Origin of the sequence: Cryobacterium sp. CAN_C2, from assembly GCF_015751745.1 — a bacterium.
Classification (GTDB): domain Bacteria; phylum Actinomycetota; class Actinomycetes; order Actinomycetales; family Microbacteriaceae; genus Cryobacterium.
Genome location: NZ_JADOUX010000013.1, coordinates 1 through 18,516, shown reverse-complemented (window position 1 = coordinate 18,516; position 18,516 = coordinate 1). Strand labels below are relative to the sequence as shown.

General features: G+C 65.8%; 13 protein-coding genes. 9 read left to right on the top strand and 4 right to left on the bottom strand.

The features are described 5' to 3' along the window. Positions 1-21: 21 nt before the first annotated feature. The gene (locus tag IWX77_RS11215) at positions 22-2,511 is read left to right on the top strand and encodes a glycosyltransferase (protein WP_196844600.1); all 2,490 of its coding nucleotides are present in this window, start codon (positions 22-24) and stop codon (positions 2,509-2,511) included. Positions 2,512-2,576: 65 nt separating this feature from the next. On the opposite strand, the gene IWX77_RS11210 is transcribed toward IWX77_RS11215, so the two are convergent. Both IWX77_RS11210 and hutH read right to left on the bottom strand, forming a co-directional pair. Beyond that, positions 2,577-4,292: a M23 family metallopeptidase gene (locus IWX77_RS11210; protein WP_196844599.1), complete on the bottom strand. Its 1,716-nt coding sequence runs from the start codon at positions 4,290-4,292 to the stop codon at positions 2,577-2,579. Positions 4,293-4,427: 135 nt separating this feature from the next. Further along, the gene (gene hutH, locus IWX77_RS11205) at positions 4,428-6,023 is read right to left on the bottom strand and encodes a histidine ammonia-lyase (protein WP_196844598.1); all 1,596 of its coding nucleotides are present in this window, start codon (positions 6,021-6,023) and stop codon (positions 4,428-4,430) included. 96 nt (positions 6,024-6,119) lie between these two features. Here hutH and IWX77_RS11200 point away from each other — a divergent pair, with 96 nt between their 5' ends. The 4 genes from IWX77_RS11200 (at position 6,120) to IWX77_RS11185 (ending at position 9,198) form a co-directional block, all read left to right on the top strand. Next, a complete protein-coding gene (locus IWX77_RS11200) occupies positions 6,120-6,887 on the top strand; it encodes an IclR family transcriptional regulator (RefSeq protein ID WP_196844597.1) in 768 nt (255 codons plus the stop codon). A 232-nt stretch (positions 6,888-7,119) separates the two neighbouring features. Next, positions 7,120-8,046 (top strand): NADP-dependent oxidoreductase, encoded by a 927-nt coding sequence (locus IWX77_RS11195; protein WP_196844596.1) that lies wholly within the window; start codon positions 7,120-7,122, stop codon positions 8,044-8,046. A gap of 35 nt (positions 8,047-8,081) precedes the next feature. After that, a complete protein-coding gene (locus IWX77_RS11190; protein WP_196844595.1) occupies positions 8,082-8,933 on the top strand; it encodes an aldo/keto reductase in 852 nt (283 codons plus the stop codon). A 103-nt stretch (positions 8,934-9,036) separates the two neighbouring features. Beyond that, positions 9,037-9,198, top strand: coding sequence for a hypothetical protein (locus tag IWX77_RS11185; protein ID WP_196844594.1), 162 nt, complete (start codon positions 9,037-9,039; stop codon positions 9,196-9,198). Position 9,199: 1 nt separating this feature from the next. On the opposite strand, the gene IWX77_RS11180 is transcribed toward IWX77_RS11185, so the two are convergent. Beyond that, entirely contained in the window at positions 9,200-9,676 is a 477-nt protein-coding gene (locus IWX77_RS11180; protein WP_196844593.1) for a GNAT family N-acetyltransferase, read from the bottom strand. Positions 9,677-9,935: 259 nt separating this feature from the next. Here IWX77_RS11180 and IWX77_RS11175 point away from each other — a divergent pair, with 259 nt between their 5' ends. The 4 genes from IWX77_RS11175 to paaZ all read left to right on the top strand — a co-directional run bounded on the left by IWX77_RS11175 (position 9,936) and on the right by paaZ (position 16,429). Next, positions 9,936-12,056, top strand: a complete 2,121-nt coding sequence (locus IWX77_RS11175) for a DEAD/DEAH box helicase (protein ID WP_196844592.1) — start codon at positions 9,936-9,938, stop codon at positions 12,054-12,056. 175 nt (positions 12,057-12,231) lie between these two features. Then, on the top strand, positions 12,232-13,416 hold the full coding sequence (locus IWX77_RS11170) for a thiolase family protein (RefSeq protein ID WP_196844591.1): 1,185 nt from the start codon (positions 12,232-12,234) through the stop codon (positions 13,414-13,416). Next, the gene (locus tag IWX77_RS11165; RefSeq protein WP_196844590.1) at positions 13,416-14,309 is read left to right on the top strand and encodes a 3-hydroxyacyl-CoA dehydrogenase family protein; all 894 of its coding nucleotides are present in this window, start codon (positions 13,416-13,418) and stop codon (positions 14,307-14,309) included. The genes IWX77_RS11170 and IWX77_RS11165 overlap by 1 nt, the downstream gene beginning before the upstream one ends. Before the next feature lie 56 nt (positions 14,310-14,365). Beyond that, positions 14,366-16,429, top strand: coding sequence for a phenylacetic acid degradation bifunctional protein PaaZ (paaZ, locus tag IWX77_RS11160; protein WP_196844589.1), 2,064 nt, complete (start codon positions 14,366-14,368; stop codon positions 16,427-16,429). Between the two features lie 340 nt (positions 16,430-16,769). Here the strand turns inward: paaZ and IWX77_RS11155 are convergent, their stop codons facing one another. Next, the gene (locus IWX77_RS11155; protein ID WP_196844588.1) at positions 16,770-18,020 is read right to left on the bottom strand and encodes a low temperature requirement protein A; all 1,251 of its coding nucleotides are present in this window, start codon (positions 18,018-18,020) and stop codon (positions 16,770-16,772) included. Positions 18,021-18,516: the final 496 nt, after the last annotated feature.

Sequence of the window (18,516 nt, the reverse complement as noted above, 5' to 3'; positions counted from 1 at the left end):
GGAGAGGAGATGCGGCGGGCCATGAACCTCACCCGTGTGATGCGCCTCGCGTCGCGAGCAAAACGTTTTGCCCAATCCCAACTCCACGCTCATTGGCGCGGTGAGCCGATCCGACAGGGAACTGTTCTCTATGAGTCGTTCTCCGGTAATGGCGTGCTCTGCAACCCGGAAGCCATCTTTCGCCAGCTCTTGGCAACGCCCGATATGGGGCAGCTCAACCATATTTGGGTTTTGTCAGACCTGAAACAGTATGGACGGACCGTCGCGGAGTTTTCTGGCGCGCCCAACGTGACGTTTGTTCGCCACGGCTCACCGTCGTACCATCGCGCTCTGGCGACGAGCGAATTTCTTGTTAATAACTCGACTTTTCCGCCTCAGTTCAGCAAGCGGCCTGGCCAGACATACCTCAATACTTGGCATGGCACACCCTTGAAACGCATGGGCTATGACATAGACGGCGGTGCGCGCGGAACGGCCAATATCGTACGCAACTTCGTTGCCGCCGACTACCTGCTCGCTGCCAATCCGTTCATGGCCGAGCAGATGTATGAAAAAGGATACAAACTCAGTGGCATTTTCACAGGTCTGATCATTGAGGAAGGGTACCCGCGCATCGACCGGCAGGCTCTCGACGGTGCTGGCGTCTTTGCGGGCCGCGCACGCTTGACCGACGCGGGCATCCCCCTGGGCGATCGCACAATCGTGCTCTACGCTCCGACGTGGAAGGGCGCGTCTTTCGCCCGGCCGAACGACGACATCGACCAACTGCTCGACCACGTCGCCCGAATAACAGCGAGGATCGACACCAGCAAGTACGTGGTCCTCCTAAAAACGCACCAAATCGTTCATGCCCGTGCCGCTTCCAGGCCGGATCTGACGCGTTTGCTGGTGCCGAACGATATGCCCACCAATGTCGTCCTCGGACTCGCCGGCGTTCTGATCACGGATTATTCGAGTATCTTCTTTGATTTTCTGTGCACAGGGCGACCGATCGTGTTCTTTGCTCCGGACCTGGATGAATATGAGGGTACGAGGGGTCTGTATTTCGCGCCCGAAAACTGGCCAGGCCCAGTCTGCCGCACGATGGAAGAGCTGACGATTGAGCTCGCAAGAACCTTGCTGACCGGTGGTCTGCCGGCTGAATCAGCCGCCCGGTACCGCGCCGCCCAGCTCGAATTCTGCGGCCGGAATGATGGTGGCGCGAGTGCCCGCATTGTGGACATCGTCTTTCGTGGCAACGTGGGGGCGCACCACGTTCGCAGCGTAGCTTCCTCGGCTCATCGGTCCATTCTGGTCTACCTGGGCGGGATGCAGCCAAACGGCATAACGACATCCGCTTTGAACTTACTGAATAACATCGACCACACCCGGTTCGACGTTTCCGCATTTTTCGCCCAGAGCGCAGTACCGGCCGCAATCGCCAACCAAAACGCGATCCATCCCGCAGTCCGCCAGTTTGCGCGAGTGGGCGGGATGAACGGCTCCGCCCGTGATCAGCTGGCCCGGCGCCTCCACTATTATTTCGGTCGAATTAGTCAGCATCAAGGCCAAGCGACGCAGAAAAGACTGTGGGATGACGAGTGGGCGCGTTGTTTCGGGGACAGTCGCTTTGACTACGTGATCGACTTCAGCGGATATGGACCGTTCTGGTCGGCGCTACTGCTTCATTCTCCCGAGGCGATCCGATCGATCTGGCTGCACAACGACTTGGCTTCCGACGCGCACCGTACGGTGCGGGGTAGAAAAAGAATGCTGCGAAGTCTCACCCAAAACTTCACACTGTACGAGCAATACGACCATCTCGTGTCGGTTTCACAGAGTCTGTCGCAGATCAATAGTCGCAAACTTGCCCACTATGCCGAGCCGGCGAAATTCACATTCGCGCCCAACACGGCAAATGCAACACACGTCCTGGTCGCGGGCGCGCAGGACTTGCGGGAAACGGCTCGAGATACGCTGACGGGGATAACTCCCGCCTGGGTGGACGACATTCTCGCCGATGACGATATAACAACCTTCGTTTCGGTCGGGCGGCTCTCTCCGGAGAAGAATCAGGCACGCCTTATCCGTGCGTTCGGTCTCGTGCACGCGCAGACGCCCGCCACTCGGCTCGTTCTCGTTGGTGAGGGTGTTCTTCGTGGCGCGCTCGAGGCCCTGATCAAGAAGCTGGGGTTGGAGGGGGCGGTCACCCTCACGGGCGTGCAGCAGAACCCCTACGCCATCCTTGCCGCGTCGGACTGCTTCGTTCTCTCGAGCGACTATGAGGGCCAGCCCATGGTCATTCTCGAAGCGCTGGTGCTCGGCCTGCCGATCGTCACGGTTGACTTCGAGTCTGTGCAGAATGCTCTCCCGATCGGTTTCGGGCTGGTCGTGCCTCAAACTGACGCCGGACTGGCCGCAGGGCTGAGAACGTTTCTGAGCGGGCAGGTTCGTTCCGGCGCGTTCGACCACGGCGCATATACCCGGCTGGCCGTCGATCAGTTCTACCGGGCCATCGGCGCGGAGACGTAACCAGCGGGCCTGAAGCTGCGAGGTCGCTCAGATGGCGCGCAGAACACGTTCCTGCGACCGCGCGATCAACCGCCGAGGACGACGCCGCGGTTCAGGAAGAACGATTGGGGATCGATGCGCACGCCGTCGACCCGAACCTCGACGTGCGTGTGACAGCCGGTGGACAGACCGGTGCTGCCGACGTTCCCAATCTGTTGGCCGGCGGCGACGTGTTTACCGACAGTGACCAGGGTGTCGCCGGTGGCGAGGTGGGCGTAGCCCGTCTGCACGCCCTCACCGTGTTCGATAATGATCCAGTTGCCGTAGCTCCCGACGGAGCCGGCGGCGTGCACGATCCCGGAGGTGGCGGCAAAGACGGGTGTTCCGCAGCTCGCCCCGATGTCGGTGCCATAGTGGAACGCTCCGACGCCGGGGAGCGGGCGAACCGGGCGCGGCCCGTAGCCATCCGTTATCGGACCGCTTGCCGGGTTGGCCCAGCCCTGATCGCTCAGCTGGCCGACGTCGGTGCGAATGATCGGGCGCACGTCGAGTGCGGCCAGGCTTGCGGCGGCGGTCGCCGCCTGCGACGCCGCAGCGACCAGTGCCAGACCCGCTGCCTCGAAGTCGCTCGTGGCCGCGTCGAGTTTTGCCTGGCTGGCGTCAACCGACAACGTACTCGCAGCCGCGCGTGTCTCGGTGTCTTGTTGATTCAGCTTGACCGCGCGCACGGTGTCGGCCTGGGCGCGGGCCTGGATCGTCTCGATGTTCTCGGTGACGCGGTCCAGCTGGTCCAGCGTGCTGAGCTGGTCGAGCACGTTGCTGAGCGAATGCCCGCCGAGAAAGACATCGGTGACGATGGCGCCGCTTCGTTGCTGGGCCAGTTTGCGCGCGAGCACGGCGAAGCTGCGGGTGGTTTCGGCGGCTGTCTGCGACGCCTCCACGGCTAAACGGTGCACGAGGGAGGCTCGACCCAGTGCGATCCTCTGGCTCGCCAGGGTTGATTCCAGGTCGCCGCGCGCGGTGTCGAGCGCGGCTTGCGCGGCTTGGGAGCGGGTCAGGGCGCTCGCCAGCGCCGATGCCCGTTGCACGGTGAGTTCTTGGGCGGCGGCGCGCGCAGTTGCGGCCCGCTCGGCGGCAGCCTGCTGCGCCACGTGCGCCTGTGCGGCGGCCGCGCGGGCGGTGGCTGATGGCCGAGGTGATGGCTGAGCCTGGGCAGCAGCCTCTGCCGCGATCTGCGCGCCGGTTGGGGTGGGCGTGACCAGGCTCGGATCTGCGGCCGGGGCTTCGGCCGGGGCTTCGGTCGGGTCTGGGGTCTCGGTCACCGGCGGGATGGGGCCATCGCTTGGTTCCGGCGAGGGTTCCGCGGTCGGGGTCGGGGCCGGGGTCGGTGTCGGTGTCGGTGTGGGGCCGGCCGTGGGCTCGGGGGTCGGTTCTGCAATGGGTTCAGGGATCGGCGCGACGATGGGTTCAGGCGTGGGTTCAGGCGTGGGTTCAGGCGTGGGTTCCGGCGTGGGTTCCGGCATGGGGTTGCTGGTCGGTGGCGACACCGGTTGTGGCGACGGCGCGGGCAGTGGTTCCGGCTCCGGGGTCGTGCTGACGATCGGTGTGGGCGTGGCGGGGGCGCCAACGAGCGCGTCGTCGGCGCTCGCCGCGATGGGTGCGCCGAACAGGACGAGTGCCGTGACCACGACCGTCGCCAGCCAGCCGACGATGCTCCGCGGCGCCCGGTGGGTCTCGGCCCGATGCCGCGGCTGTGCGCGCACGAGCCGCACGGTGCGACGGCGGTTCTCGGGTAGCAACATTGCAGTACCTGATCCATTCGGGTAATGGATGTGCGCGGCTCGGGCGGGCCAGCGTGGCGCAAGTATGGCACGGTGTCGCAGAGGCCACAACGGGGCAAAATCATCGTGCAGGGTTGCTGCAAGGTTGGCCGGGCGCTACGCCAAATCGGTTCCTGCTGCCGCGCGCACCGCGCCCGACGCCACGAGGGCCGCGACCCCCTCGATTTCGGGGGAAAGAAAGCGGTCGTGCCCGGGCCCGGCGGCAACCGTACGCACGAGATCGCGCACCGCCCCGGTCGCCCCGGCGGGAGTGAGCGGCGCCCGCAGATCGAGCGACCGCGCCGCGGTCATGATCTCGATCGCCAGCACCCGGCCGAGCCCGTCGAGTGAGCGGCGCAGCTTGCGGGCGGCGTGCCAGCCCATCGACACGTGGTCCTCCTGCATGGCCGAGGAGGGAATCGAATCAACGGATGCCGGCGCGGCGAGTCGCTTCAGCTCCGACACGATGCCGGCTGCCGTGTACTGCGCGATCATGAGCCCGGAATCCACGCCCACTTCGTGCGCGAGAAATGGCGGCAGGCCCTTGCTGCGGCCTGCATCGAGGTGACGGTCGGTGCGTCGCTCACTCATGCTCGCGACATCCGCTGACGCAATGGCGAGAAAATCGAGCACGTAGCCGAGCGGAGCGCCGTGAAAGTTGCCGTTCGATGAGACGTGTCCGTCGACGGTGACGACCGGGTTGTCGATGGCGCTTGCCAGTTCGCGACCGGCCACGAGGGCGGCGTGGGCGGCCGTGTCGCGCGCGGCGCCGTGCACCTGCGGGGCGCAGCGCAACGAGTAGGCATCCTGCACGGACGTGTCTTCCGGGCCGGCGTGGCTCGCGAGAAGGCCGGAGCCGTGCAGCAGCCGGCGCAGGTTGGCGGCGCTGTCGGCCTGGCCGAGCTGGGGCCGCAGCTGCTGCAGGTCGGCTGCGAAGACGGCATCCGTTCCGAGCAGGGCCTCAACGCTCATCGCCGCGGCGATGTCGGCGGTGGTGAGCAAACGCGCCAGGTCGTCGAGGGCGAGCACGAGCATGCCGAGCATGCCGTCGGTGCCGTTGATCAGGGCGAGGCCCTCCTTTTCGGCGAGCACGACCGGTGCGATGCCGGCGGCGGCCAGGGCATCGCCGCCGCCCAGCAGTGCGCCGCTCGCATCGCGCGCCTGGCCTTCGCCCATCACGACGAGAGCGCAGTGGGCGAGCGGGGCCAGGTCGCCGGAGCAACCGAGCGATCCATATTCGTGCACGACCGGCGTGATCTGCGCGTTCAGCACGGCGGCGTAGGTGGCGGCGGTGGCCGGCCGCACGCCGGTACGACCGGTCATCAGGGTGCTGAGCCGCAACAGCATGAGCGCGCGCACGACCTCGGGTTCCACCTCGGCGCCGCTTCCGGCGGCGTGTGAGCGTACGAGGCTCGCCTGCAGTTGGGCGCGACGGTCGGGCGCAATGAACGTCGTCGCGAGGGCGCCGAATCCGGTGGAGATTCCGTAATGTGGCTCGCTGTCGGCCGCGAGCGCATCGATGATCGTGCGGGTCGCCGCGACTTCCTCAAGGCTCGCCGGGTCGAGGGTGACGCGCGCACTGTGCCGTGCCACGGCGATCACGTCGGCAAACGAGAGCGCGGCGGTTCCCACGACGACGCTCGCTCGGGCAGCGGAGGCACCGACCTGGTCGAGCGGGGAGGCGGAGATGCTGGGGGCGGTCACGAGGTTCATGTTTCGATTGCACACCCTCGTGGTGCGCGGCGACAGGGCGATACGCTGGATGGTGTCTGGGATACCGGACACGAGCATTCCCTCGGGAGGGAACCGATGGCATCGAAGGTTCCGGCGGCACAGAGCACCCTGCGCATTCTGACGCATCTCGCCGCGCAACGCGGGCCGATACCGGCGGCGGTCCTGGCGAGCGCGCTCGGCCTGCCGCGCTCGACCGTGTATCAGCTGCTCGGCGTGCTCGTGACCCAGGGGTTTGTCGTGTATCTGCCCGAGGAACACCGGTACGGACTCGGCATCGCCGCCTTCGAGCTGAGCTCGGGGTTCAGTCGCCAGGAGCCGCTCTCCCGGCTCGGCCGCCCGTTGATCGCGCAGCTCGTCGACCGGTTGGGGGAGAGCGCGCACCTCGTGGTGCTGCACGGGCGTGACGTGATCTACCTCGTCGAGGAACGCGCCGCGCATCGCCCCTCACTCGTCTCTGATGTGGGGGTGCGGCTGCCCGCCCACCTCACAGCGAGTGGACGTGCCCTGCTCGCGGCTCTGCCCGCCGCGCAATTGCGCGCGCTCTACCCGAACCGGGCGGCGCTTGAACAACGCGACGGCCGTGGCCCGCGCACCAGGATTGAGTTGCGGGCCGTGCTCGATCGTGTGCGAACGGATGCCTACGCCACCGAAAACGGTGAAATCACGCCCGGCATCGCCTCGGTGGCGCTGGCCGTGCGGGACCATGCCGGCTGGCCTGCCGCCGCGATTGCCGTGACGTTCGCGCACGACCGGTTCACCGACGGGGAATGGCCGGCACTCGCCGCAACCGTGGCGGCGACCGCTGCTGAATTGTCTCGCCGCATCGGCGGCCGGCCTCGCTGAAGAGCTCACGGTCAACAACCGCACGCTGAGCCAGATTACCGAGGTCGCCGCACGGGTTCCGGCGCGCTGTGCGTCGCCATGACCCGGGCTACACAGCGACGCTACTTCATGACGAACGGGCTCCTGCCGCTCGGTTTCCCGTAACCGCGGCAGGGCTGAGTTCAGCCCAACGCTTTCTGACAGCACGCTGACCATTGGAATACCCGCCCACCGGCGAGGGTTACCACGCCCCATGCAAGCAATTACGTACAGTCACTATGGCAGCCCCGATGTTCTGGAGTTGACCGAGCAGCCCCTTCCCAAGGTCGGCCCCGGAATGGTGCTGATCAGGGTGAAGGCCGCCGCCGTCAATCCAGTGGATTGGAAGGTTATGGCCGGATACCTCGACACGATGCTGGACATCATTTTTCCTGCCATTCCCGGGTGGGATGTCGCTGGCGTGGTCGAGGCCGTCGGCGTCGATTCGCCACGCTTCACTGTCGGCGACGAGGTCATCTCCAACGGTCGTAAGGATTATGTGCACGGCGGTAGCTTCGCCGAATTCATTGCTCTTCCCGAGCGTCTCGTGGCGCGCAGGCCCGCTTCGCTCACGTGGGAGCAGTCGGCTGGGCTGCCGCTCGCCGGCCTCACCGCCCTTCAGGTCATCAGTCGTTTGGGTGTTTCTGGCACCGACACGGTATTGATTCACGGTGGCGCCGGGGGAGTGGGGTCCCTCGCCACACAGATCGCCGTCTCCCGAGGGGCGCGCGTGCTCGCCACGGCGTCGGAGGCCAATCATGAGTATCTTCGTTCGCTCGGCGCCGAACCGGTGGCCTACGGGAACGGCCTCGCCGAACGAGTGCGCGGGCTGGCCCCTGCGGGTGTTGAGGTCGTCGCCGATTTCGTCGGCGGCGTGCTGCCCACCACTCTCGCGGTTCTCGCCGAGGGCGGACGTCACGCATCCGTTGCCGACGGTGATGTTGAATCGCATGGCGGCACCTGGATGTGGGTCGATCCGGCCGGCACCGACCTGCAGCAGCTTGCCGACCTCGTCGACGAGCGCCGCTTCACCGTCGATATCGCCCGTGCCTTTCCCCTCGCCGAGGCAGCGGATGCCTACCGTCTCAACATGCTGGGACACACCCGTGGCAAGATCATCGTCACCGTTGATCAGCCGTAACCATAGACTTTTTCACCGATCAAGGAGAATTACAGATGACTACACCTGCTACCACCACCGTCGTCCCCACCGCTGCGTTGAGTAACGGCACCACCATTCCGCAGCTCGGTTTCGGCACGTACCAGATCGCCCCGGCCGACGCTAAGGCCGCCACACTCGCCGCGCTTGAAGCAGGCTACCGCCACATCGACACCGCCGAGATGTACGGAAACGAGAAGGAGGTCGGTCAGGCCGTCGCCGAATCCGGTCTCGCCCGCGCTGACGTCTACGTCACGAGCAAGCTCAACAATGGCTTTCATGCGCGAGCGGATGCCCTCGCCGCCTTCGATCGCACGCTCGACGAACTCGGCCTGGAGTCGCTTGACCTTTTCCTGATTCACTGGCCGCTGCCCGCCGTGGGCGACTACGTGGAGACCTGGAAGGCCATGGAGGAGATGCACCGCTCGGGCCGTGTGTCGACCATCGGCGTGTCCAACTTTCAGCAGGTTCACCTGCAGCGCCTCTTCGACGAGACCGACACTGTTCCAGCCGTCAACCAGATCGAGGTACACCCGTACCTCACCCAAGAGCAACTGCGTGCGTTCAACACCGAGCACGGCATCGTGACGGAGGCGTGGTCGCCCCTCGCCCAGGGAAAGGTGCTCGGCGACCCCGTCATAGCGGCGATCGCTGAGCGCGTGGGCCGAACGACCGCCCAGGTGACGCTGCGCTGGCACCTGCAGCGTGGCGACGTAGTCTTCCCGAAGTCGGTCACCCGGGCCCGGGTCGACGAGAACTTCGCACTCTTCGACTTTGAGCTGACGGATACTGACCTGCTCGCGATCGCAGCGCTCAACCGCGACGAGCGCACCGGCCCGAACCCCGACGAGTTCAATTACATCCCGTAATACGCCCTCACAGCAGCCCGTCGGATGCTGCTGGTTTCGAGGGAATAGTCACGACTCAGGTCATGCAGGGTCGTGATGATGGAAAGCGGCGCGCGGGTTTACGTTGACGGATGATCCGCGATCCCGGAACCTTCTCGATTCACGTCTTCTCAGTGCCAACCTCGATGCCTGCCTGATCACCGACGAGGAGTTTCTCGCCGGAACCCTGTACTGGAGCACCCTGGCCGACCCGTTCCCAGCCCGGGTGTTCGAAGGGGCCGCCTGAGCTACAGGGTCTTGGCGAAGCAGACGCTGAAGTCTTCGCCGACGTACTGGCCGAACAGCTCAATCTGCTCGTAGCCGCGGCCGCGGTACAGTGCCACCGCCGCGTGTTGCAGCGGGCCGGTTTCCAATGCGAGTGAGCGGATGCCGCGACTCGCGGCATCCGCTTCGATGCGGTCGAGCAGGCGGCCGGCTACACCGCGCCCCCGAGCATCGGAGTGCACAAACAGCCGCTTTAACTCCGCGGTATTGAGGGGGGGCGTCGTATCGGAGCCCAGCGGTACCAGAGCGGCCATGCCGCAGGCGGAACCGTGTTCGTCGCGGGCCACGTATACGTCGACGCCCGGACGTTCGAGTTCGTCGGTGTTGAGCAGAAAGCTGTTCCCCTCCGGATAAAGGGAGTGCGCGAAGGCGGTGCCAGCGGTCAGCAGTGCCTCGACATCGGCCTGCCGGGGTGGCTCAACACTGATCGAAATGGTCATGTCACCAGAATAGAGCCACGCAATATGGGCTCTTTCCGTGACTTTTCGGGGTGCATCGGGTAGCGTATATAAGTCGGCTCTTGACACCGTGCTGTGCGCGGATGGGTTTGTAAGTCAAGTTGGGCCGGTTTCCCAGCAATTCGCTGGTGAAAAATCACTGTATGTGAACGGCCCCGGCCATAGATTGCTCGGGTTCTCAGTTGCGTCGCATGTGCGTCGTTGTTCTGCCATGTACTGAACACAACCCAGGAAAATCTCTATGCCTCAAGGCAATTCACACAACTCCACCGTCGGTCGTGGCGGTAAGAACTTCGAGCCCAAGTATGCCTCCAAGAATGGCTCGGGCCACGGTGGTTCCAACAACTCCGGTAGCAAGAGTCCCGGACACCGCGGATACCGCGCTGACGAGGGCGCCCCGAAGAAGCAGCGCTGGAACGCCGACGAACGCGCCGCACGCTCGAATGAACGCCCCTCGAGCGAACGCCCGGCCTACGGTTCGCGTTCCGTTCGCCCCGAAAACGGTGGCCGCACCAACAGTGAGCGCAACGAGCGTCCCGCCTACAACAACGACCGTCCCCGCACCGACCGTCCGTCCTATAACAACGACCGCCCGTCGTATGGTGACCGCAACAGCGCATCGCGCACCGAGCGCCCGTCGTATGGTGACCGCAACAGCGCATCGCGCACCGAGCGCCCGTCGTATGGTGACCGCAACAGCGCATCGCGCACCGAGCGCCCGTCGTATGGTGACCGCAACAGCGCATCGCGCACCGAGCGCCCGTCGTATGGTGACCGCAACAGCGCATCGCGCACCGAGCGCCCGTCGTATGGTGACCGCAACAGCGCATCGCGCACCGAGCGCCCGTCGTACGGTGACCGTGCCCCGCGCACCGATCGTCCGGCCTACAACAAAGACCGCCCGGCTCGCACCGAGCGGCCCTCCTATGGTGACCGCACCAGCGCATCTCGCACCGAGCGCCCGTCCTTCGGCGATCGCGCACCGCGCAGCTACGAAGACCGCGCCCCTCGTCGCTCGAACGACGACCGCCCGCCCCGTCGCGATTTCGGTAACGACCGTTCCACCCGCTCCGCCGATGGCGACAGCAAGTTCTACCCGAAGCGCAGCGAGAACGGCGCCAAGCCGACCTTCGCCGGTGGCGAGGACGTCGTGCTTGAGCGTCTCGAAGCCATCGCGACGACGGCATCCGATGTCGTCGGTGTGACTTTCGGCGACCTGGGCCTCGGCGAGAACATCGTGCGCGAGCTCGCCGCCCTCGGCGCTCCGTCACCGTTCCCGATCCAGGCGGCAACCATCCCGGACGTGCTCGCCGGGCGCGACGTGCTCGGCCGTGGCAAGACCGGATCCGGCAAGACCATCGCCTTCGGTGCTCCGCTCGTCGAAAAGCTCATGGAGAACAACGGCGCCAAGGACCGCAAGATGGCCCGCAAGCCCCGCGCACTCATTCTGGCCCCAACCCGTGAGCTCGCGCTGCAGATCGACCGCACCGTGCAGCCCATCGCCCGCAGTGTCGGCCTCTTCACCACCCAGATCTATGGAGGTGTGCCCCAGTACCGTCAGGTCAGCGCCCTCCAGCGCGGCGTGGATATCATCATCGGTACCGCCGGCCGCATCGAAGACCTCATTGAACAGGGTCGTCTTGACCTGTCCGAAGTTGTCGTCACCGTGCTCGACGAAGCCGACTACATGTGCGACCTCGGGTTCCTTGAACCGGTTCAGCGCATCCTGCGCCAGACCAAGGCCGGCGGCCAGAAGCTGCTCTTCTCCGCCACCCTCGACAAGGGCGTTGCCTCGCTGGTCAGGGAATTCTTGACCAACCCGGCCGTGCACGAGGTTGCCGGTGAAGACCAGGCGTCCTCCACGATCGACCACCGCGTGCTCGTCATCGAGCACCGCGACAAGGGCCGCATCATCGAGGAACTCGTCAATCGCGAGGGTAAGACGCTCATCTTCAGCCGCACCCGTGCCTACGCTGAGCAGCTAGCAGACCAGCTCGAAGACGCCGGAGTGAAGGCTACGAGCCTGCACGGTGACCTCAACCAGGCCCGTCGTACCCGCAACCTGCAGATGCTCACGAGCGGCCGGGTCAACGTGCTCGTCGCAACGGATGTCGCTGCTCGCGGCATCCACGTCGACGACATCGATCTGGTCATCCAGGCCGACGCCCCCGACGAGTACAAGACGTACCTCCACCGTGCCGGCCGTACCGGTCGCGCGGGCAAGACCGGAACCGTTGTGACGCTCATTCCCAAGCAGCGCAAGCGCCGCATGGACGAGCTGCTCGACCGTGCCGAGATCGACGCGAGCTACACCTCCGCCACCCCCGGTGGCGCGGCTGTGCGCGAACTCGCCAACATCTAGCATCCGCTTGATCCGCAGAAGGGGCACCCGCCAGCCGGCGGGTGCCCCTTCTGCATGCCCCAGCGCGCGGCGGGTTGCCGAAGCCGCTCGCATCTGCCAGAATTACTTTCCGAACGATCGGTAACTTATTCGTCGTTCCCGCACGCACGCGCAGACACCGTCGTCAGGAGAGAACATGGCTGAGGCCTACCTCGTTGGAGGAGCACGCACCCCCGTTGGCCGTTACGGTGGCGTGCTGGCCACGGTTCGTCCCGATGATCTCGCCGCGCTCGTGGTCGGCGAGGCCGTCCACCGCGCCGGCATCGACCCGGGCCTGATCGAAGAGATCATCTTCGGTGCCGCGACCCAGGCAGGCGAAGACAACCGCAACGTCGCCCGCATGGCCGGGCTGCTCGCCGGACTGCCCGATCACGTGCCGGGCATCACCGTCAACCGGCTCTGCGCATCGGGCATGTCGGCGATCACCATGGCCGCCCAGGCCATCCGTGCCGGCGATGCCGACCTGATGGTCGCCGGCGGCGTCGAATCCATGACCCGCGCCCCCTGGGTGCAGGCCAAACCCGATCGCGCCTGGGCCAAGCCCGGCGCCCAGTTCGACACCTCTATCGGCTGGCGGTTCGTGAACCCCAAGCTTGCGGCCCGCGACAAGGCCACCTTCTCCATGTCGGAGACGGCCGAAGAAGTCGCCCGGCTCGACGGCATCACCCGTTCAGAAGCGGATGCCTTCGCCCTCCGCAGCCATCAGCGCGCCGCCGCCGCGATCGACGCCGGCCACTTCGTCGATGAAATCGTCGGCGTTTTGACCAAGAAGGGCGAGGTGCTCGTCGACGAGGGCGTGCGCCGTGATACCAGCCTCGAGGGACTTGCCGCTTTGCGGCCCATCGTCACCGGCGGCGCTGTCGTCACGGCCGGCAACGCGAGCTCGCTCAACGATGGCGCCTCGGCGATTCTCGTGGCGAGTGGCGAGGCCGTGAAACGGTACGGCCTCACGCCGCGTGCCCGCATCGTCGTCGGCGCCAGTGTTGGGCTCGCCCCGGAGATCATGGGCCTCGGCCCGGTTGCCGCCACCCAGCGCGCCCTCGATCGCAGCGGGCTGAACATCGCCGACCTGGGTGCGATCGAGCTCAACGAAGCTTTCGCCACCCAGTCCATCGCGTGCATCCGTCGCCTCGGCCTCGACGAAGAACTCGTCAACCGGGACGGCGGCGCTATCGCGCTCGGGCATCCGCTTGGATCGAGCGGGGCTCGCCTCATCGTCACCCTGCTCGCGCGTATGGAGCGGGAAGATGCCCAGCACGGCCTCGCCACCATGTGTGTCGGCGTCGGCCAGGGCTCGGCCCTCATTCTGGAGCGTGTCTGATGAGCGTTTCTGAACGTGAACTCGGCGATCGAGGAGAGTCGGGCGTGCCGGACCGGGTCGGTGTGCTCGGCGGCGGGCGCATGGGCGCCGGCATTGCGCACGCCTTCCTGCTCGCCGGAGCCCACGTGGCCCTCGTCGAACGCAACGACACCGAGGCTGCGGCCGCCCGCGAGCGCGTGCTGCGCGCCGTAGACGTGAGCATCACCCGCGGTGCAACCGGTGAAACACGCCCGGAAATCGAGGCTCGCCTCGCCGTTGGCGCCGATTTCGGCCTGTTCAGCGACCGGGAACTCGTCGTCGAGGCCGTTCCCGAGGTGCGCGCGCTCAAGGTCGAGGCCCTGCAGAAGGTCGAGGCGCAGCTTCCCGCCGACGCCGCGCTCGCGAGCAACACCTCGTCCATCTCGATCGACGACCTTGCCGATGAGCTGGCGCGCCCGACGCGTTTTCTCGGCCTGCACTTCTTCAACCCGGTGCCCGCCTCAAACCTGGTCGAACTCGTCACCGGCAGCGCTACCTCGCCCGAATTGGTAGCGGATGCCCAGAACTGGGTTTTGGCCCTCGGCAAGACTCCGATCACCGTCAGCGACGCGCCCGGATTCGCCTCCTCCCGGCTCGGAGTGGCCCTCGGACTCGAAGCCATCCGCATGCTCGAGGAGGGTGTCGCGAGCGCCTCGGATATCGACGCCGCCATGATGCTTGGCTACAAACATCCAGTGGGGCCGTTGAAACTCACCGATCTGATTGGGCTTGACGTGCGTCTCGGCATCGCCGAGTACCTGCACAAGCAACTCGGCGCCCGTTTTGAACCGCCGGCGCTGCTTCGCAGGCTCGTCGCAGAGGGCAAGCTCGGCCGCAAATCCGGCCAGGGCTTCTACCGCTGGGACGAGGCCTGATGTCCGCCCACATCGACGCCCCGCCAGCACCGCGCACGCACCACAAAGGAGATCCCATGACGACCATTCTGCCCAGCTACGTCCAGGGCGCCTGGTGGACCCCGACCGAAGAAGACGCCGTCGCTGCCGTCGAGGTCTGCGACGCCTCGACCGGCGAGGTCGTTACCCGCGTCAGTACGCAGGGCCTCGACCTAGCCGCGGCGCTCGAGTACGCTCGCACGATCGGCCAGAAGTCGCTCGGCGAGCTCACCTTTCACCAGCGTGCCGTGTTGCTCAAGCAGATGGCGCTGCTGCTGACCGAGCGCAAGCAGGAGCTCTACGCGCTGTCCAGCCGCACCGGCGCCACGAAGGTGGATTCCTGGGTCGATATCGACGGCGGCATCGGCGTACTGTTCAGCTACTCCTCGAAAGGCCGCCGCGAGCTGCCGAACGCCCGCGTCTACGTCGACGGGCCGGTCGAGCCGCTCTCCAAAGACGGATCCTTCATCGCGCGCCACATCTACTCGCGTCTGCTCGGTGTTGCCGTGCAGATCAACGCGTTCAACTTTCCGGTCTGGGGCGCGCTTGAAAAGTTTGCGCCCGCCTTTCTGGCCGGCGTGCCCAGCCTGGTCAAGCCCGCGACCCCCTCCGGCTTCCTCGCCGAGGCCTTCGTGCGCATCCTCGCCGACTCCGGCCTGCTTCCCGAGGGTTCGCTGCAGCTCGCTTCGGGCAGTGTTCCGACCCTGTTCGACGATGTGCGCCTCGGCGACCTCGTCGCCTTCACCGGATCCGCCTCCACCGCCGAGAAGCTGCGTGCGAGCGACTCGGTGCAGACCGGGGGAGTGCGCTTCACCAACGAGACCGACTCGATCAACGCCTCGATTCTTGGAACAGATGCCATTCCGGGCACGCCCGAATTCGACGCCTTCGTCAAGCAGGTCGTCACCGAGATGACGGTCAAGGCCGGCCAGAAGTGCACCGCCATCCGCCGCGTCATCGTGCCGCGCGCGGCTATGGATGACGTCGTCACGGCCGTGCAGGCCCGCATCAGCGAACGCATCGTGCTCGGCGACCCCCGCGCCGTGGGTGTCACCATGGGCCCGCTCGCCTCGACCGCGCAGCGCCTTGAAGTGCTCAAGCAGGTGACCCGTCTGCAGGCCGCCGGCGGCCAGCTGGTCGTCGGCAGAACGGATGCCCCGGTTGTGCTGCACGCGGATGGTACGACCGCCGTTGCTCCCGACGGCGCCTTCGTCGAGCCGCTGCTGCTGCGCTTCGACGACGCGTCCGCCGCCGCCGTGCACGAGGTCGAGGCCTTCGGCCCGGTCTCCAGTGTGCTCGGCTACGACACGCTCGATGAGGCCATCGCCCTCGTGCGCCGCGGCGGCGGGTCGCTCGTGACCAGCATTGCCACGCATGACCCGGCCGTTGCCGTCGCCCTGATGACGGGCATTTCCGCTTTCAACGGCCGCGTGCTCGTCCTCGACCGCGACGACGCACGCACCTCGACCGGGCACGGTTCGCCGGTGCCGCAGCTCGTGCACGGAGGCCCCGGCCGGGCTGGCGGCGGCGAAGAGCTCGGCGGCATCCGTGCGGTGCTGCACCACATGCAGCGCACCGCCATTCAGGGCTCGCCCGAGATGCTCACGGCCATTACCGGAATCTGGCACCAGGGCGCGTCTGCGCGAGCCGGCGACACCCATCCGTTTAGGAAGAGCCTGGCCGAACTCGTGATTGGCGACCAGATCGTTTCGGACTCGCGCACGGTGACCCTCGAGGACATCGAAACCTTCGCCCGGTTCACCGGGGACACTTTCTACGCCCACATGGACGAAGAGGCGGCCGCCGCCAACCCGTTCTTCCCGGGCCGGGTGGCGCACGGTTACCTGCTCGTCTCCTGGGCCGCCGGCCTGTTCGTGGATCCGGCGCCCGGGCCCGTGCTCGCGAACTCCGGCCTCGAGAACCTGCGTTTCGTCACGCCGGTCTCTCCGGGCGACAGTATCCGTGTCGCCCTCACCGCGAAGCAGATCACGCCCCGCGAAACCGACGAGTACGGCGAAGTGCGCTGGGATGCCGTGCTGACCAACCAGCACGATGAGCTCGTCGCGTCCTACGACGTGCTCACTCTGGTCGCCAAGCACTAGGGCCCTCACAACCGAACCCGGTGGTACACCGGCCTGAGCGGTCGGCCAATGACTCAGCCGCCACTCGCGCTCGCTTCACGGATTGAGTGAGCGCGTTGTCGGTGCGCGCGGGCGCGATCATCGATTTCCACGACGAGGCGGTCATACGTGCGAGAACCCATGATTGTCTTCCTGATCGATTCAGCAATGTCACTCACGTCAGTCCTTCGGCTGCGTCCGGCTAGCGCCCAAGTCCCACTGCCCACTGCCCACTGCGTTCCGGGCCCGGGCCTGCTGTCGTACGGTGGGCCCGCATCGCTCTGATGAATTTGACCACGGGTATCCGCCTGCCCGCATCCACTCAGCCGGCGTCATCGTCGGTCGTACCGGCACGAACACGAGCAATCGTCTCCCACGCCGCGACGGTGACCAGAATGACCGAGGTCGCCGCGCCCAGCCCCAGCGGAGTCAGAACCGCTGCCGCCGCACCGGCCAGGGCGAGCAGACCGAGCCCGACGACGTGCGACACGATCACCACGCGTGTGACGATCCAACGAAACAGAAGCAGTCCCACGAGGTAGAACAGCGGCCCGCCAACGATGGTGACGGCTACCGGCAGCGTCATGGCATCCTCGGGGTGTTCCAGAACCGACTTATCGGCGACCGAGGTCACCACGATTCCCGCGATGATGATCGCGTGTACGTAGGTATATGCCAGCCGAGCGATGCGGCCCGGCTCGCTCGATGCTGAGATTGCCTTGCTCCCGGCCCGCTCTCCGTGATCGAAATAGAGCCACCACATGGCCACGCCGTTCACAAAGGCAAGAAACAACCCGGTTATCCCGAGAACGGATGCCTCTTGGTCGACAAATGCGAACCCGGTCACCAGAAAAGACTCACCGACGGCGATGATCACGAACAGGGCGCTGCGCTCCGCAATATGCGGCCCCGAGACATCCCAGTCATCAACGCCCGGCGCTTTCAGCCCCGGAATACGAAACCCGAAGCTCGCCGAGCCATACTCAATCGCGAGAGCGATCAGCCAGGCCGGCAGCCGCACCGACAGTGGCATAAGCGCCCCCACGATCCAGAACACACTGGCGACCGCGAGCCACAGCAGAATACGCAGAAACGTCGCGTGCAGAGCCGGATCGTGCCGGGCGAGGGCGAGCACCATGAACACCGTGCGGCCCAGTTGCAGGGCAGAATAGGCGACGGCGAAGACCAGCCCCTGGTCGCCGAACGAATCGTAGATCGACGTGCTGACCACAAGACCCACTAGGGAGAGCCCGATCACGACGGAGCGCACCGGGAGCTTGGCCGGATCGAGCCAGTTGGTCACCCAGGTCGTGTAGACCCACATCCACCACAGCGCGAGCACGAGAATGATCGACTCAAGCGCGCCGACCCAGGACTGGTTGGCATAGAGATACCGCGACAGCTGGGTGAGCGCGAAGACGAAGATGAGATCGAAGAACAACTCAATGTAGGTGACCCGATCGCTGCGCTCGGAATCGTCAGGCCGCAACAGGCTCCGTCGAAACCCGAGGCGCAGAATCCACGCGCGATGCTCAAACGGATGCTGCTGCGTCGTGTTCGATGTCCGGCTCACGTCCCCAGTCTTCCCTATGCCCCTACCTTTCCGAGGTTCCAATTCCCTTACCGCTTCTTTCCGACGGTGGGACCGGGGTTCCTGCGTGGCGCGGGGAGTGGCTCTCGGGGTGTGGGGTGTGGGGTGTTGGTCTGGCGACACGCCCGGGTGGGGGGCGTTTTGACGGGTGGGCTGGGTGGCCGTAATGTATCTATACGTACCCCAAAGGTGCGAAAAAGCCGTTGTGCTTTTCGGCCTCATGTGGGACCGCATCTTGGCCGTTGCAATATCGGGACGTGTGCCGCATTTCGTGTGTGCAGGTTCGTGGGTGTTGGGTCTAGGATGGTAAGCCTCCCTCCTGCTTTTCCTTGTTGGTCGAGTCGTTGTTTCGTCGCGTTTTTTGCGCCGAAAACAGAGCCCTGTTGTGGGTACGACGTGATTTGACAGGGTGTGGCTGGAGGGGTAAGTTAGGAAAGTTGCCCCGGAGCGACAGCCCAGTAGGGTGTGAAGTCGGGTG

Excerpts from the sequence above, each read along its gene's own strand:
- IWX77_RS11215 (WP_196844600.1), top strand. The coding sequence starts at position 22 with ATGAACCTCACCCGTGTGATGCGCCTCGCGTCGCGAGCAAAACGTTTT.
- IWX77_RS11170 (WP_196844591.1), top strand. The coding sequence starts at position 12,232 with ATGGCTGAGGCCTACCTCGTTGGAGGAGCACGCACCCCCGTTGGCCGT.
- IWX77_RS11210 (WP_196844599.1), bottom strand. The coding sequence starts at position 4,292 with ATGTTGCTACCCGAGAACCGCCGTCGCACCGTGCGGCTCGTGCGCGCA.
- IWX77_RS11175 (WP_196844592.1), top strand. The coding sequence starts at position 9,936 with ATGCCTCAAGGCAATTCACACAACTCCACCGTCGGTCGTGGCGGTAAG.
- IWX77_RS11195 (WP_196844596.1), top strand. The coding sequence starts at position 7,120 with ATGCAAGCAATTACGTACAGTCACTATGGCAGCCCCGATGTTCTGGAG.
- hutH (WP_196844598.1), bottom strand. The coding sequence starts at position 6,023 with ATGAACCTCGTGACCGCCCCCAGCATCTCCGCCTCCCCGCTCGACCAG.
- IWX77_RS11200 (WP_196844597.1), top strand. The coding sequence starts at position 6,120 with ATGGCATCGAAGGTTCCGGCGGCACAGAGCACCCTGCGCATTCTGACG.
- IWX77_RS11190 (WP_196844595.1), top strand. The coding sequence starts at position 8,082 with ATGACTACACCTGCTACCACCACCGTCGTCCCCACCGCTGCGTTGAGT.
- IWX77_RS11165 (WP_196844590.1), top strand. The coding sequence starts at position 13,416 with ATGAGCGTTTCTGAACGTGAACTCGGCGATCGAGGAGAGTCGGGCGTG.
- paaZ (WP_196844589.1), top strand. The coding sequence starts at position 14,366 with ATGACGACCATTCTGCCCAGCTACGTCCAGGGCGCCTGGTGGACCCCG.
- IWX77_RS11180 (WP_196844593.1), bottom strand. The coding sequence starts at position 9,676 with ATGACCATTTCGATCAGTGTTGAGCCACCCCGGCAGGCCGATGTCGAG.